A 15,405-nucleotide genomic window follows, 5' to 3' on the forward strand; every position below is an offset into this window, starting at 1 on the left:
ATGTTGACGTTGTCATTTTTATGAAAATAAAAAGGCTTATGGTTATTTAAGTTATTAATTTCATTAGGTTATACATAAACTTTTACGACTGATTAAAAATGACAACGTGAACATTGGCGATCATATAACCAAACTAGAGAAAACATTTGTTTGATCAAACTCACACATCGTTAACATCTGGTATAAAAATTCTACAAATTCAGATCATGATCACAATGTTATGTCGGCTGTATGTAAGATAGGGAAGTGGTGAGTCATTTAATTTATTGAAATTAATCAATTATTACCCTGCTTGAGGGTCAGTTTGCTTGCTCTGGGCTGTCTGGCTGCGGCCTCTGAAATCTACCCGCCATGAGGAAGGCTATCGCCGAAGCGACCGGGCTTGGAAATTCACTCTTTGTTGATAGTTTCCCCCCGCAACCTTGATGAATGTCATAATATCTTGTAGTGATTTTCGGCAGAGTGTGGCGTTATTCGGCTGCCATTGGGCGATGAGCTGAAATAAAATAATTAAATCGAGGAATAACAATGGAACTTCTGATTGGAGCCTTGGTGGCGGTGTTCGTTGGCCGTTACATCATCAAAGGCTATTCTGCCACCGGGGTGTTAATGGTTGGCGGCCTGGTGCTGCTGGCGGTGAGTGCATTTATGGGCAAAAATCTGCTGCCCGCCAGTGCGACTTCGACCGGCTGGCGCGCCACCGATATTTTCGAATATGTCAAAATCCTGCTGATGAGCCGCGGTGGCGATCTCGGCATGATGATCATGATGCTGTGCGGTTTCGCCGCTTATATGACGCACATTGGCGCCAATGACGTGGTGGTAAAGCTGGCCTCCCGCCCGCTGCAGATGATCAACTCCCCGTATTTGCTGATGATTGCGGCCTACTTTGTTGCCTGCCTGATGTCACTGGCCGTCTCTTCGGCGACAGGGCTAGGCGTGCTATTGATGGCAACGCTGTTCCCGCTGATGGTTAACGTGGGGATCAGCCGTGGTGCGGCGGCGGCTATCTGTGCTTCCCCAGCAGCCATTATCCTTTCGCCTACCTCGGGTGATGTGGTGCTGGCAGCCAAGGCGGCCGAAATGCCGCTGGTGGATTTCGCCTTCAAAACCACGCTGCCGATCTCCATCGCCGCCATTATCTGTATGGCGATTGCCCACTTCTTCTGGCAGCGCTATCTCGACCGCAAGGCCAACGAACAGCATCACATCATGGATGTGAGTGAAATCACCACCAATGCGCCTGGTTTTTACGTCATCTTGCCGTTTACCCCGATCCTGGGGGTGCTGGTCTTTGATGGTAAATGGGGGCCGGAGCTGCACATCATTACCGTATTGGTGATTTGCATGTTCTTGGCCGCGGTGATTGAGTTTCTCCGCAGTTTCAATGCCAAAACGGTGTTTACCGGTTTGGAAGTGGCCTACCGAGGCATGGCCGATGCATTCGCCAGCGTGGTGATGCTGTTGGTCGCGGCAGGGGTGTTTGCCCAAGGTTTGAGCACCGTTGGCTTCATCAGCGGCTTGATCAGCCTGGCGCAGTCGTTTGGCACCGGCGGCATTATCATGATGTTGGTGCTGGTGGTGATCACTATGCTGGCGGCGATGACAACCGGCTCGGGTAATGCGCCATTCTATGCGTTTGTTGAGCTGATCCCGAAACTGGCGACACAAATGGGGGTTAACCCGGCTTACCTGGTGATCCCGATGCTGCAAGCCTCCAACCTGGGCCGTACGCTCTCGCCGGTTTCTGGTGTGGTAGTGGCGGTTTCCGGTATGGCAAAAATCTCACCGTTCGAAGTGGTGAAACGCACTTCGGTACCGGTAATTGTCGGGCTGGTGGTGGTGATTGTGGCTACGGAGTTGCTGGTGCCAGTGCACCTTTAAGCAAAGCAGGTAGGGCGCTGCATTTAGATTACCGCTTTGACATCAATCTGAACTGGGCACCCCACGCGGGTGCCCAGCACCGGTTTACTCTTCGTCGTCTTCTTGCGGTTCCACTAACGGCGTGATCTTCACCTTCACGATACGGTGACTACTGATTTCCAGCGGTTCAAACAGATAGTCGCCAATCTTCAGTTGCTCACCTTCGCGTGGAATGCGCTGACAATGCTCCATCAGCAACCCTGCCAAGGTATGATATTCGCGCTTTTCCTCTATCGGCAGCGGTACATAGAGCACCAGATCTTCCAGCGGCATATGGCCATTGGCAATCCAGTAGCCTTCGGTGGTTTGCTGGATATCATGGCGCGCATCAACCTCTTCATCGGCCTCTGGCAGATTACCGGCGATGGTTTCCATCACGTCGGTTAAGGTCACCACCCCTTCGACCGAACCAAACTCATCCACCACAAACGCAAAGTGGGTTTTGGCCTGGCGGAACTGCTCCAGCGCAGACAACAACGTTAACTGCTCCGGGAAGATCAGCGGCTGGCGCACCAAGGCGCGAAGATCCAGCGGTGATTGCTGCAACTGCTGTTTCAGCACATCAATGGTGTGGATCACCCCTAATGGTTCATCGCTGGCGCTATTTTCGGTTACTACGATGCGCGTATGCTGGTTTTTCTCCAACAACTGCGTCAATTTATCCAGCGGGCCGTTAAGCCCAAGGTATTCCACATCGTGACGCGAAGTCATGATACTGCTGACGGTGCGCTGCGCCATGCCCAGCACCCGCTCAATCATATGGCGTTCCTGCTGGTTGAAGATTTCACCATTCTCGTTATAGCTGTCTGCCAGCAGATGCGCCGAATGGCTGTCGATCTCGGCTTCTTCATGCTTGCCGCTTAACATGCGCAATACGGCTTCTGCGGTACGCTCACGCAAAGGCCGCACCTTGGAAAGGAAACGGCGGCGGTTAAACTGAGCAAACTGGTTCAAGGCTTCGATCATGACTGAGAAACCGATCGCCGCGTAGAGATAGCCTTTCGGAATGGCATAGCCAAAGCCTTCGGCTACCAGGCTGAAACCAATCATCAGCAAGAAGCTGAGGCACAGAATAACAATGGTTGGATGAGCATTCACGAAGCGAGTGAGTGGCTTACTGGCCAGCAACATCAAACCAATGGCAATACACACCGCGATCATCATCACGGCCAGATGATCGACCATCCCGACTGCGGTGATCACCGAATCCAGTGAGAAGACGGCATCCAGCACCACAATCTGTGCGACCACCGGCCAGAAACGCGCTCCTTTGCGTGACCCATGGTGTTCTTCGTCTTTACCCTCCAGCCGCTCGTTCAGCTCCATGGTGGCTTTAAACAGCAGGAAAATACCACCGACCAGCATGATCAGATCGCGGCCACTGAAAGCGTGCCCCATAGCCACAAACAGCGGTTTGGTCAGGGTGGCTAACCAGGATATTGAGGCAAGCAGCACCAGGCGCATCACCAGCGCCAGTAAAAGACCGACAATGCGGGCTTTATCACGTTGTTTCTTGGGTAATTTCTCCGCCAAAATGGCGATAAAGATCAGGTTGTCAATGCCCAGTACGATTTCCAGTACAACCAGGGTGGCCAAGCCGGCCCAAATTGTTGGATCTGCGATCCATTCCATACGCCCACTTTCACCTTTTAGTTCGACGGCTTATGCCGCATTGAGAATGATGGACGCTGAGGGAGGGGAATTCAACTCTAAATCCGCACTGGGGGTGGGTAATCTATGTTAGTAGAATAATTAAACAGTGTGGGGATGTTGTCATTAGGGGGCTAACCAGAGAAAACCTAGAGCAAATAGCTGCTTATAAATCCTGCACTTAGATAATCATCATTATAATCAAATTGTTATAAAATAGTTAAGCGAGTAAAGTCTTAAAAATAGACTATCATTAGTAGTCTTATTCTGAAAAGGTCTTAATGAAGCCACTAAGACTTGTTTCACCGGGTCAATAGTATAAGAATCTTAGCATCCTATAAATGACAGCAAGACTGACCACTTGGCCAGTAAGGCACTGCCTTTTCCCTACTCTGCGACTTGCCTCTCATTAAATTCTGAACAGAACCTCAGGTTCATCTACAAGCGTGGAGTCGATTGCACGCTTGTCAGTTCAAACATTGTCTACAGTGCATTGGTAGCTGCAAGCCAAGGGCGGTAGCGTGCCTAAAACGTTATTTCATGATCTTAATCGATTGATTTTTAAAGTTAAAAATTCTTTGAGACGTTAGGTCAACCACTTTTCCTGGCTCTGTTACACTTACTTGTTATTTGTCGGTGGAAAAAATTTATGCAAAAAAGATTGAAGGCCGTTATCCCAGTAGCAGGTTTGGGCACGCGTATGCTGCCCGCAACCAAGGCGATCCCTAAAGAAATGCTGCCTGTGGTCGATAAGCCATTGATTCAGTACATCGTGAGCGAATGCGTTGCGGCTGGCATCAAGGATATCGTACTGGTTACGCACTCATCGAAAAACGCGATTGAAAACCACTTTGATACCTCCTTTGAGCTGGAGGCTGTGCTGGAGGCCCGTGTAAAACGTCAACTGCTTTGTGAAGTGCAGAGTATCTGCCCACCAGACGTGACGGTGATGCAAGTGCGCCAGGGGCAGGCCAAAGGGCTAGGTCATGCGGTGTTGTGCGCTCAGCCGATGATTGGGGATAACCCATTTGTGGTGCTGTTGCCGGACGTGTTATTGGATGATTCTACCGCCGATCTGCAGAAAGAAAACCTGGCCAAGATGATCCAGCGCTTCGAGCAAACTGGTTTTAGCCAGATTATGGTAGAGCCAGTGCCGGAAGAAGATGTTTCTAAATATGGTGTGGTCGATTGCGGTGGTGTGGCGTTAGCCTCCGGCGAAAGTACACCAATGACTGCCGTGGTAGAGAAACCCGCGCGTGAAGATGCGCCATCTAACCTGGCCGTAGTGGGCCGTTATGTCCTATCTGCAGATATCTGGCCGTTGCTGGAGAAAACGCCTCCGGGCGCTGGCGATGAGATCCAACTGACCGACGCGATTGCCATGCTGATGGAACAAGAAACGGTTGAAGCTTTCCATATGAGCGGCAAATCCCACGACTGCGGTGACAAACTGGGCTATATGAAGGCGTTTGTACAATATGGCCTGCGCCATGCTTCCGAGGGGGAAAACTTCACCCAGTGGATGAAACAGACCCTGAACAGCAAGTAATTGCCTTAGCCGGTTAGCACGACCACAAGATTTTAAGAGGTACACCATGTCGAAGAAGTTGAAAGCCGTCATTCCTGTTGCTGGTCTGGGTATGCGCATGTTGCCTGCGACCAAAGCCATCCCGAAAGAGATGCTGCCGATCGTTGATAAACCGTTAATCCAATATATCGTCAACGAGTGCGTGGCAGCCGGGATCAATGAAATCATTCTGGTTACCCACTCATCCAAGAACGCGATCGAAAACCATTTCGACACGTCTTATGAGCTTGAAGCCATGCTTGAAGCGCGCGTGAAGCGTCAGTTGCTGGATGAAGTGAAATCCATCACGCCGAAGGGGGTAACCCTGATGCACATCCGCCAGGGGCAACCTAAAGGGTTGGGGCATGCGGTACTGTGTGCTAAGCCACTGGTTGGTGATTCCCCGTTCGTAGTCGTGCTGCCAGACGTGTTGCTGGATGACGCCAAGGCCGATATGCACAAAGACAACCTGGCGCATATGATTGCTCGCTTCGAAGATACCGGGCTGAGCCAGGTTTTGGTGCAGGCTGCGGATGAAAAAGTGCTGTATGACTACTCGGTAGCTGAATGTGAGACTACTACCCTAAAACCAGGGGAAAGCTCACGCATGACTTCGATCATTGAGAAGCCAAGCCGTGAAGTACAGCTGAAATCCAATTATTCTGCGGTTGGCCGCTATGTGCTCACTGCCGACATTTGGCCGATTCTGGAAAAAACGCAGCCAGGCGCCTGGGGCCGAATTCAACTGACCGATGCGATTGCCGACCTGATGAAACAACAGACGGTAGAAGCGATGGAGCTGGTGGGGGAGTCGTTCAACTGCGGTGAAAAACTAGGCTATCTCCGCGCTTTTGTGACCTATGGCCTACGCCACCCAACACAGGGCAAAGCATTTCGTGAATGGGCACAGCAGTTGAAGCTTTAACGTTCATTCTGGCAATGCTGGAGAAGTAGACAGCGTATGAGGTTTTAGCGGTTTTTTCTCGGTAAGCGTTTGTTTTTAAAATTATTTTGAAAATTAACTTTGTTTGGGACGTTTGTCATTTTCTTCTCATCAACGCCAGCTAGCCTAGCGGTAGCCGTAAAATAGCTGGCGTATGGGGTGTTTGATTTCAAATGCTATGCATATTGTTGATTGCTGAGACTGATAGACAAGGCGATACCCTACGTTCTTTGCTGCCTCTCCCTAAGAAATTGCATTTCAAATTATTTTATCTTTCAAGGGAGTTTTCCCTGACTTTGAGAGGCTCTCTAGGACACTTCCCAGTCAACAATGTTGATTTTTTAAATGCAGATGTAGCGGGATAAACGAAAACTTTAAGAATTTACCTTGTCAAGTAATTGTATTAAAAATCAAATGGTTAATTAATTTTTGACGCTAAAAAAACTGAGCATTGCAACCTAACGAGTAGTCTTATTCTGAAAAGGATTTCACGACCTATCTAAGGCTTGTTTCGATCGGCTAATAGTATAAGAATCTTGTCATCATAATTTGACATTAGTAACGATTTTGTATGCTTGTGCTGAATTTTGAATCAGTGAAAGACAGGTTTGATAGGTAAGTATTGGTAACCCCCACAAGAAAATATGACGTAACGAAGTATGGCTGCGCCTTACTACAGTGCATTGGTAGCTGGTGAGCCAAGAGCGGTAGCGTAGCCGTATGACTCGAATTGGGTGTTGCAACTTCTTGATTATGGTGAAAATATGCAAGAGTTGATAGTGGTTTTCATAGGGGCATTTCTTGTACTGCTCGGTGCAAGGAAGTTAGCCTTTTCAGTTGGTTTAGTTGATAAGCCAAATGCGCGTAAAATGCATAACGGACATATTCCATTAGTCGGCGGGGTTTCTATCTACCTGGCTTTGTGGGTTCTTTATGCATTGCACCCACATTGGATGCCTCAGTTCACTTTGTACATGGTCTGTGCCACTATCCTGCTGGTGGTTGGTGTGTTAGATGACCGGTTTGATTTACCTGTGTTACCAAGGGTTGGCATTCAGGCTTTGGTGGCAGGGGTTATGATGTGGTCTGGCTTGTACTTGGCAAGCCTGGGTCATGTCATTGTAGGGAGTGAACTGGCATTGGGGGCGTTTGGCTATTTTGTCACCTTGTTTGCGGTTTGGGGGGCTATCAATGCGTTCAATATGGTTGACGGCATTGATGGTTTACTAGGCGCGCTGTCATGCGTTACTTTTGGTGCGCTTTCTGTGGTGTTTGAGCTGGGTGGTAACCCCGAGCTCTCAAAATGGTGCCTATGTTTGTTGGTAGCATCATTGCCCTATATCATGTTGAACCTTGGTATCCCTATGGGGAAACGCTTCAAAGTGTTCATGGGGGATGCGGGGAGTACGCTGATCGGTTTTACCGTTATCTGGCTGCTGGTTTTGGCTACCCAAGGTGATAAAGCTGTGATGCGACCGGTATCAGCACTGTGGGTGATTGCTGTACCATTGATGGACATGGCGACCATTATGGTGCGTAGGATCCGTAGGGGAGATAGCCCTTTCAAGCCAGACCGTGAGCACCTGCATCACATTTTGATGAGAGCAGGCCTAGGACCGCGCCAGACACTTTTCGCCATCGTTGCATTTGCATCGCTATTAGCGGCAATTGGGGTCATTGGTGATAGGTTAGGCGTTCCCGAACTGCTGATGCTAGGATTGTTTTTGGTTGTTTTTGCGGGCTATTTTTGGTCTATTACTCGGGTTTGGAAAATTTTGACCTGGATCCGAAAATCGAACCACAAGCCAGGGATGAGCGAAGCGGAAGGCTCACCATCAAACAAATGATTAATCGTTTGTTTTGTTGCTACTTTGGCTCATTATTGAGCCGTTTTCCGTTTATAATGTTCGCACATTAGGTTGGATAGCATTTCTCATAATAGTGAATAATTAGATGATAAAAGTTACATTTAAGCTGATACCGCTACTGATTTCTGCAAGTTTTATCAGTGGATGCACGGTGGTACCTGGCTCACATCTCTCGACTTCAGGCAAGGATGTTGTAGAGCAATCTGACGCAGATTTTAACATTGACAAGTTGGTCAATGTTCACCCAATGACGCCAAAGCTGATTGAAAAAATGCGGCCAAACCCGATTGTGGCGCAGGTAAACACGGCGTTGGAGACAGAACTTCAGAACTACGAGTATCGCATTGGTGTCGGTGACGTTCTGATGGTGACTGTGTGGGATCACCCAGAGCTAACGACCCCGGCAGGGCAGTACCGTAGCGCAAGTGATACCGGTAACTGGGTAAATTCGGATGGTACAATTTTCTATCCTTATATTGGCAAAGTGAAAGTTGCTGGTAAGACGATTGCTGAAATTCGTACCGTCATCATGTCCCGTTTAGCTCAGTATATTGAGTCACCACAGGTTGATATCAGCATTGCTGCTTTCCGTTCTCAGAAGGTCTATGTTACAGGAGAAGTTACAACCTCAGGTAAACAGGCCATCACAAACGTGCCACTAACCGTTCTGGACGCTATCAACAGTGCTGGCGGCTTAACTGAGAACGCCGACTGGCGCAATGTGGTCCTAACGCATAATGGCAAAGAGCAACGCATTTCTCTGCAAGCACTGATGCAAAACGGCGATCTTACCCAGAATCACCTGCTATATCCTGGCGATATCCTTTACATCCCGCGCAACGATGGTCTAAAAGTCTTTGTGATGGGTGAGGTTAAAAAACAGACAACCTTACGTATGGATCGCAGTGGCATGACGCTAACCGAGGCATTGGGCAATGCTGAGGGTATGGATCAAGCGATGTCTGATGCAACAGGTGTGTTTGTTATTCGCTCTCTACGTGGTAGTGAAGGCGATAAGCTGGCAAATATTTATCAACTTAATACCTCTGATGCTGCAGCATTAGTTATGGGTACAGAGTTCCAGCTTCAGCCCTATGACATAGTTTATGTGACTACTGCCCCTATTGTTCGCTGGAATCGGGTTGTCAGCCAATTAGTACCGACAATTTCTGGTATTAACAATATGACTGAATCTGTCCGTTGGATAAGGAATTGGCCTAACTGATATGTTTAATTCAATTTTAGTTGTTTGCGTTGGTAATATATGCCGCTCTCCGACAGGGGAACGGCTTTTGAAACAAGTATTACCAGATAAAAGAATCACATCCGCAGGGATAGGTGCTCTTGTTGGTAAAGCTGCTGATTCAACGGCAATTATGGTGGCAAATAAACATGATCTTTCATTAGAAGGGCATGTTGCCCAACAGCTAAATAGAGAGCTATGTAAACAACATGACTTAATATTAGTCATGGAAAAAGGACATATCGAGTCTGTTTGCAAGCTAGCGCCTGAAGTTCGAGGGAAAACGATGCTATTTGGTCATTGGCTTGAGCAGAAAGAAATAGCTGACCCTTATCGTCAAAGCCATGAGGCTTTTGAATTTGTTTATAATATGCTTGCTGAATCTGCCCAGAAATGGGCTAAAGCCTTAAAACGTTAGTCAGGGATACCGATGTCTGAGAAAAAGTCACTAACTATGTCTGCTGCAGAAAAGTCAGACGAAATAGATTTGAGCCGCTTTTGGGGCGCACTATTAGATAATAAATGGTTAATCATTGGAGTTACTTCAATTTTTACATTGATTGGGATAAGTTATTCAATATTTACGACTCCAATATATAAAGCTGATGCCCTTATCCAAGTAGAGCAAAGTGCCACAAGTAGTTTACTGAATGATCTTTCAGATGTCCTTCCTTCAGCGCAACCACGATCTGCGGCTGAAATTGAAATAATACAATCAAGGATGGTTTTAGGGAAAACAGTCAATGATTTATCCTTAGATACTGTTGTTAATATCAAGTATTTCCCAGTGTTTGGTGAGGGGATATCCAGATTATTGGGAACACCAAAGCCAAATATTGCTATCAGTCGGTTAGAAGTACCACGTCAGTTTTTGAATGATAGTTTTGAATTGAAAGTTGTCGATAAAAATAATTACATAATCACTCTGGCTAATGGCAGTGAGATCCCAGGGGTTGTAGGGAATATATTACAAAAAGACAACTTCACAATATTAGTAAGTGAAGTGTTAGCTAACTCTGGCACTGTATTCGAAATTAGTAAACAGTCCGAATTATCTACCATAAACCAAATACTTGATAACCTCACTGTTGCCGATAAGGGAAAAGATACAGGTGTATTATCCCTAAGCTTGGAAGGTGATAATCCAGAGGAAATTAAGAATGTACTGGATAGTATTAGCCAAAATTACTTACAGCAAAATGTTGAAAGAAAGTCTGAAGAAGCAGCTAAAAGTTTAGTCTTTTTGAATGAGCAATTACCTGCAGTAAGAAACTCCCTTGATATGTCGGAGGATAAGTTAAATAATTATAGACAGGTTAATGACTCGGTCGATTTGTCATTAGAGGCTAAGTCAGTATTAGATACTATGGTGTCTGTTGAAACTCAGTTAAATGAATCAACTTTTAAAGAAGCCGAAATATCAAAGTTATATACAAAAGAACATCCGGCTTATAAAGCACTACTTGAAAAAAGGAAAACACTTGAAGGTGAAAAAGAAAAGTTAAATAAACGAATTGCAGGAATGCCAAAGACGCAACAGGAAATATTAAGATTAACAAGAGATGTTCAGTCTGGGCAAGAAATATACATGCAGTTATTAAACAAACAACAGGAACTAAGTATTAATAAAGCTAGTACAGTGGGTAATGTAAGGATTATTGATAAAACTGTCACTCAACCTAAGCCGGTTAAACCCCGAAAGTTAATCATTATCATACTGTCCTTTTTACTAGGCGGAATAACCTCCGTTACTTGCGTAATTATCAAAACTGTTTTACATAGAGGTATTGATAATCCAGAAGAGTTAGAGGCTCTAGGAATCAATGTTTATTCTAATATACCACTTTCCGAATGGCAGCAAAAAAAGGATAGAGAGTTCTCTATTAGAAATAAACACAAACGAAATAATGTCAAGGCAGATGAGTTACTGGCAGTTGGAAATCCGGCAGACCTCGCTATTGAAGCTATTCGGAGTTTAAGGACAAGCTTACATTTTGCAATGATGGAAGCAAAAAACAATGTCTTAATGATATCAGGTGCTAGTCCAGCGATAGGTAAAACTTTCGTTAGTGCAAACTTGGCAGCAGTTATTGCACAGTCAGGACAAAGAGTTTTAATCATTGATGCCGATATGCGAAAAGGATACGCGCACGAATTGATGGGTACAACAGGAGATAAAGGCCTATCTGATATATTATCTAACCAAATTGACAAAGACGAGGCTATAAGGAAAACCAATATTGAGAACATGGATTTCCTTCCTCGAGGACAAATTCCACCAAATCCTTCTGAATTATTGATGCATAGCAGGCTCGCACAGTTTATTGAATGGGCCAGCAATACATATGATATTGTTTTGGTAGATACACCTCCTATTTTAGCCGTAACTGATGCTGCTATCATAAGTCGTCATGCTGGTACCTCACTTCTGGTTGCAAGGTTTGAAGTTAATACATTAAAAGAAGTAGAGGTTAGTATTCGCAGATTTGAACAAAATGGTGCTGAGATTAAAGGCGTAATACTAAATGCTGTAGTGAAAAAGGCCGCAAGTTACTATGGATATTATGCATATGAGTATAAGTCAGATGAATAAATAATCCTGAAAACTAGACTTATTCATTTAAAAATACCAAGTATAATTACTTGGTATTGACAATTCTGAGTTATAGCAAACCTAAATTTATATTGTTAATGGAAATATATTATGAGCTCAATACTATCATTAATAGGCAGAGAGAAAGAGTTATTTAGGGATGATATATTAAGTAATGAAAGAGTTTTAAAGGAAAAAGTATCTACATCTAGGTTTTTGGTATTAGGAGGGGCTGGTTCTATTGGCCAGTCTGTTGTTAAGGAGATTTTCCGGAGAAACCCACGGAAGTTGCATGTGGTCGATATAAGCGAGAATAATTTAGTTGAACTAGTCCGAGATATCCGCAGTTCATTTGGTTATATTTCAGGGGAGTTCAAAACTTTCGCATTAGATATTGGCTCGCTTGAATATGATGCATTTATAAAATCCGATGGAAAATATGATTATGTTTTGAATTTATCGGCATTAAAACATGTTAGAAGTGAGAAAGACCCATTTACATTGATGCGAATGATTGATGTTAATATATTTAATACAGATAAAACAATTCAACAATCAATAAAAGCTGGTGTGAAAAAATATTTCTGCGTCTCAACAGATAAAGCGGCCAACCCTGTAAATATGATGGGGGCATCGAAGCGAATAATGGAAATGTTTTTAGCAAGACGCAGTGCTGATATTAGTATATCTGCAGCAAGGTTTGCAAACGTTGCATTTTCAGATGGTTCATTATTGCATGGGTTTAATCAACGGATAACCAAAGGTCAACCGATAGTTGCACCAAATGATATTAAACGATACTTTGTAACTCCAAAGGAGTCGGGCGAACTTTGCTTAATGTCTTGCTTATTAGGTGAAAATGGCGATATATTTTTCCCTAAACTTAGCGAATCACTTCATTTGATTACTTTCGCAGAAATAGCTGAAAGATATTTACTTCAGCGTGGTTATCAACCTTTTGTGTGTAATAATGAAGAGGAAGCACGCAAACTTTCAACTACGATAACTAAGCAAGGTGAATGGCCGTGCCTTTTTACCAATAGCGATACAACAGGTGAAAAAGATTTCGAAGAGTTTTTTACAGATAGTGAAACTGTTGATAATGAACGTTTTTGTAATCTAGGCATAGTTAAAAGTATCGGAAAGAAAAATATAAAAGCAGTTGAGTTATTTGAAGATGAGATAGATAGATTGAAAAAAGAAGGAGCATGGACTAAGGAAGAAATTGTTGAGTTATTCTTTAAAATGATTCCAGACTTTGGACACAAGGAAACTGGTAAATACCTTGATAGCAAAATGTGAGGCAATGGACAATGAACGATAAACTGATAACTTTTATTAAAGATAAATATTCAACACAAGAGTTTATACCGCTTCATGTTCCAAGTTTTACAGCAAAAGAAAAGGAATATGTTTCGTCAACGATTGATAGTACTTTTGTATCTAGTGTTGGAAAGTTTGTTGATTTGTTTGAAAAAAAAATTGAGGGTTACACAAAAACACCTAAGGCAGTGGCCACAGTAAATGGTACCGCAGCATTACATACAGCACTCTACATGGCAGGAGTCAGGCATGGTGATTTAGTTATCACTCAAGCACTGACCTTTGTCGCGACTTGTAATGCGTTGTATCACATGGGTGCAAAACCAATATTTGTTGATATATCTATGGATAGTTTGGGACTATGTCCTATTGCATTGGAGGAGTATTTAGAAGAAAACGCCTATTTAGATATGGATGGGGTTTGCAAAAAGAAAGGAACAAATGAGTCGATTAAAGCTGTAGTTCCAATGCATACTTTTGGTCACCCTGTTGATCTTGATAAAATTTTGCGTATTTGTAGTGTATGGAATTTGACGCTAGTTGAAGATGCAGCAGAGAGTTTAGGATCTTTTTACAAGGGAATACATACGGGAACCATCGGTGAGTTTGGTGCACTTAGTTTTAATGGCAACAAAATTATCACTACGGGTGGTGGTGGAATGGTCCTTTGTGGTTCTGAATCAATTGGCGCACATACAAAACATGTCACCACAACAGCAAAAATTCCGCATCCATATGAGTTCTATCATGATGAGCCTGGATTTAATTTTAGGCTGCCGAATATAAATGCAGCACTAGGTTGCGCTCAGATGGAGTCTTTGGACACATTCTTAATCCAAAAGCGCAATTTAGCTAATGACTATGAAAGCTTTTTTAAAGGCAGTGATTATATTTTCGTAAAAGAGCCGAACTATGCAAAATCGAATTATTGGCTGAACGCTGTAATTTGCCCTTCGGTAGAGGCTAGAGAAACCATGCTTCAAGAGACAAATAATGCGAACGTTATGACTCGACCAGTTTGGAAATTAATGCATCGGCTCCCTATGTTTCAAAATTGTTATCGCGGCCATCTAAAAAATTCTGAGTGGATTGAAGCGCATTTGGTTAATTTACCAAGTACACCAATTGACAAGGTTTATGGTTCATGAAAAAAATAGCTGTTTTTACAGGGACGAGAGCTGAATATGGCCTTTTATATTGGCTACTTAAGGAAATAGAAGACGACCAAGAGTTTACGCTGCAACTCATAGTAACTGGAACCCATCTTTCTTCTGAGTTTGGTTGTACATATAAAAGCATTTTAGATGATGGATTTAAAATAAATGAAAGAATTGAAATTTTACTTTCATCAGATACTTCGGTTGGGGTCGCAAAAAGCATGGGATTGGGAATGTTATCCTATGCTGAGGCTTTGGAACGTCTTAAATCACATTGCATAATTATTTTAGGTGATCGCTACGAAGCCCTCGTTATGGCGCAAACTGCAATGGTAATGCATGTACCAGTTGTACATATACATGGAGGAGAAATAACTGAAGGTGCATATGATGATTCATTTAGGCATGCGATTACTAAGCTAAGTCACTTGCATTTCACCTCTACAGAAACTCATAGAAAGAGAGTGATTCAACTTGGTGAACAGCCTGGGAATGTACATAATGTAGGTGCTATAGGATTAGACCACATAACAAGAAGTACCTTAATGAGTAAAAAAGAATTATCACTATCTCTAGATTTTAATCTTTCTGATAAATTCTTTTTGGTTACATACCATCCTGTTACTTTAGCGGAAGAAAACCCCGAGCTTACTTTTAAAGAACTATTGAAAGCGTTAGATAATTTCAAAGAATATAAAATAATTATGACTTATCCTAACTCGGACAATGGAGGTAGGGAAATAATGAACTTGATGAACGAGTATGCAAAAGTACAACCCGAAAGAGTACTTATTGTTCCATCTCTTGGCCAAAAAAGATATTTGAGTGCTGTTCAGCATAGTTCTGTGGTTATAGGTAACTCTTCAAGTGGAATAATAGAAGTACCTTCATTTAAAGTACCGACTGTGAATATAGGGATGCGTCAAAAAGGTCGAGAGGCTGCAAAATCTGTTATACATTGCGAAACAGACGCAGTGAAGGTAACCGAAGCTATTCAGATTGCGATCAATTCTAGTGCTAATTTTCTGAATAAAGATGTTTGCAATCCATATGGAGTTGGAAATACAAGCGTTAAAATATTGAAAACATTAAAAACACATTCATTTGAAAAGACTAAAAAATTCTTTGATTTATAATT

General features: G+C 43.7%; 11 protein-coding genes. 10 read left to right on the plus strand and 1 reads right to left on the minus strand.

What is annotated here, in order from left to right:
• Nucleotides 1-528 precede the first annotated feature (528 nt).
• Nucleotides 529-1,884 (plus strand): anaerobic C4-dicarboxylate transporter DcuC, encoded by a 1,356-nt coding sequence (gene dcuC, locus ACLQ7H_RS01420; protein ID WP_411751124.1) that lies wholly within the window; start codon nt 529-531, stop codon nt 1,882-1,884.
• A gap of 84 nt (nt 1,885-1,968) precedes the next feature.
• On the opposite strand, the gene ACLQ7H_RS01425 is transcribed toward dcuC, so the two are convergent.
• Nucleotides 1,969-3,555 (minus strand): TerC family protein, encoded by a 1,587-nt coding sequence (locus ACLQ7H_RS01425; RefSeq protein ID WP_411751125.1) that lies wholly within the window; start codon nt 3,553-3,555, stop codon nt 1,969-1,971.
• A 667-nt stretch (nt 3,556-4,222) separates the two neighbouring features.
• Between ACLQ7H_RS01425 and galU (ACLQ7H_RS01430) the strand changes: the two genes are divergently transcribed.
• The 9 genes from galU (ACLQ7H_RS01430) (at nt 4,223) to neuC (ending at nt 15,403) form a co-directional block, all read left to right on the plus strand.
• Nucleotides 4,223-5,122 carry a UTP--glucose-1-phosphate uridylyltransferase GalU gene (galU, locus tag ACLQ7H_RS01430; RefSeq protein WP_411751126.1) on the plus strand — a complete coding sequence of 300 codons (900 nt, stop codon included), beginning with the start codon at nt 4,223-4,225 and terminating at the stop codon, nt 5,120-5,122.
• Between the two features lie 46 nt (nt 5,123-5,168).
• The gene (galU, locus tag ACLQ7H_RS01435; RefSeq protein WP_411751127.1) at nt 5,169-6,065 is read left to right on the plus strand and encodes a UTP--glucose-1-phosphate uridylyltransferase GalU; all 897 of its coding nucleotides are present in this window, start codon (nt 5,169-5,171) and stop codon (nt 6,063-6,065) included.
• Between the two features lie 782 nt (nt 6,066-6,847).
• Nucleotides 6,848-7,930, plus strand: a complete 1,083-nt coding sequence (wecA, locus tag ACLQ7H_RS01440; RefSeq protein ID WP_411751128.1) for a UDP-N-acetylglucosamine--undecaprenyl-phosphate N-acetylglucosaminephosphotransferase — start codon at nt 6,848-6,850, stop codon at nt 7,928-7,930.
• A 106-nt stretch (nt 7,931-8,036) separates the two neighbouring features.
• Nucleotides 8,037-9,176, plus strand: coding sequence for a polysaccharide export protein (locus ACLQ7H_RS01445; protein WP_411751129.1), 1,140 nt, complete (start codon nt 8,037-8,039; stop codon nt 9,174-9,176).
• Nucleotide 9,177: 1 nt separating this feature from the next.
• Nucleotides 9,178-9,612 (plus strand): protein tyrosine phosphatase, encoded by a 435-nt coding sequence (locus ACLQ7H_RS01450; RefSeq protein WP_411751130.1) that lies wholly within the window; start codon nt 9,178-9,180, stop codon nt 9,610-9,612.
• A 12-nt stretch (nt 9,613-9,624) separates the two neighbouring features.
• A complete protein-coding gene (gene wzc, locus ACLQ7H_RS01455) occupies nt 9,625-11,787 on the plus strand; it encodes a tyrosine-protein kinase Wzc (RefSeq protein ID WP_411751131.1) in 2,163 nt (720 codons plus the stop codon).
• 111 nt (nt 11,788-11,898) lie between these two features.
• Nucleotides 11,899-13,089: a UDP-N-acetylglucosamine 4,6-dehydratase gene (locus ACLQ7H_RS01460; RefSeq protein ID WP_411751132.1), complete on the plus strand. Its 1,191-nt coding sequence runs from the start codon at nt 11,899-11,901 to the stop codon at nt 13,087-13,089.
• Between the two features lie 11 nt (nt 13,090-13,100).
• Nucleotides 13,101-14,258 carry a LegC family aminotransferase gene (locus tag ACLQ7H_RS01465; RefSeq protein ID WP_411751133.1) on the plus strand — a complete coding sequence of 386 codons (1,158 nt, stop codon included), beginning with the start codon at nt 13,101-13,103 and terminating at the stop codon, nt 14,256-14,258.
• The gene (neuC, locus tag ACLQ7H_RS01470; protein WP_411751134.1) at nt 14,255-15,403 is read left to right on the plus strand and encodes a UDP-N-acetylglucosamine 2-epimerase; all 1,149 of its coding nucleotides are present in this window, start codon (nt 14,255-14,257) and stop codon (nt 15,401-15,403) included. The genes ACLQ7H_RS01465 and neuC overlap by 4 nt, the downstream gene beginning before the upstream one ends.
• The last annotated feature ends 2 nt before the right edge of the window (nt 15,404-15,405 follow it).

Origin of the sequence: Serratia sp. (in: enterobacteria) (genome assembly GCF_046715635.1) — a bacterium.
Lineage (GTDB): Bacteria > Pseudomonadota > Gammaproteobacteria > Enterobacterales > Enterobacteriaceae > Chania.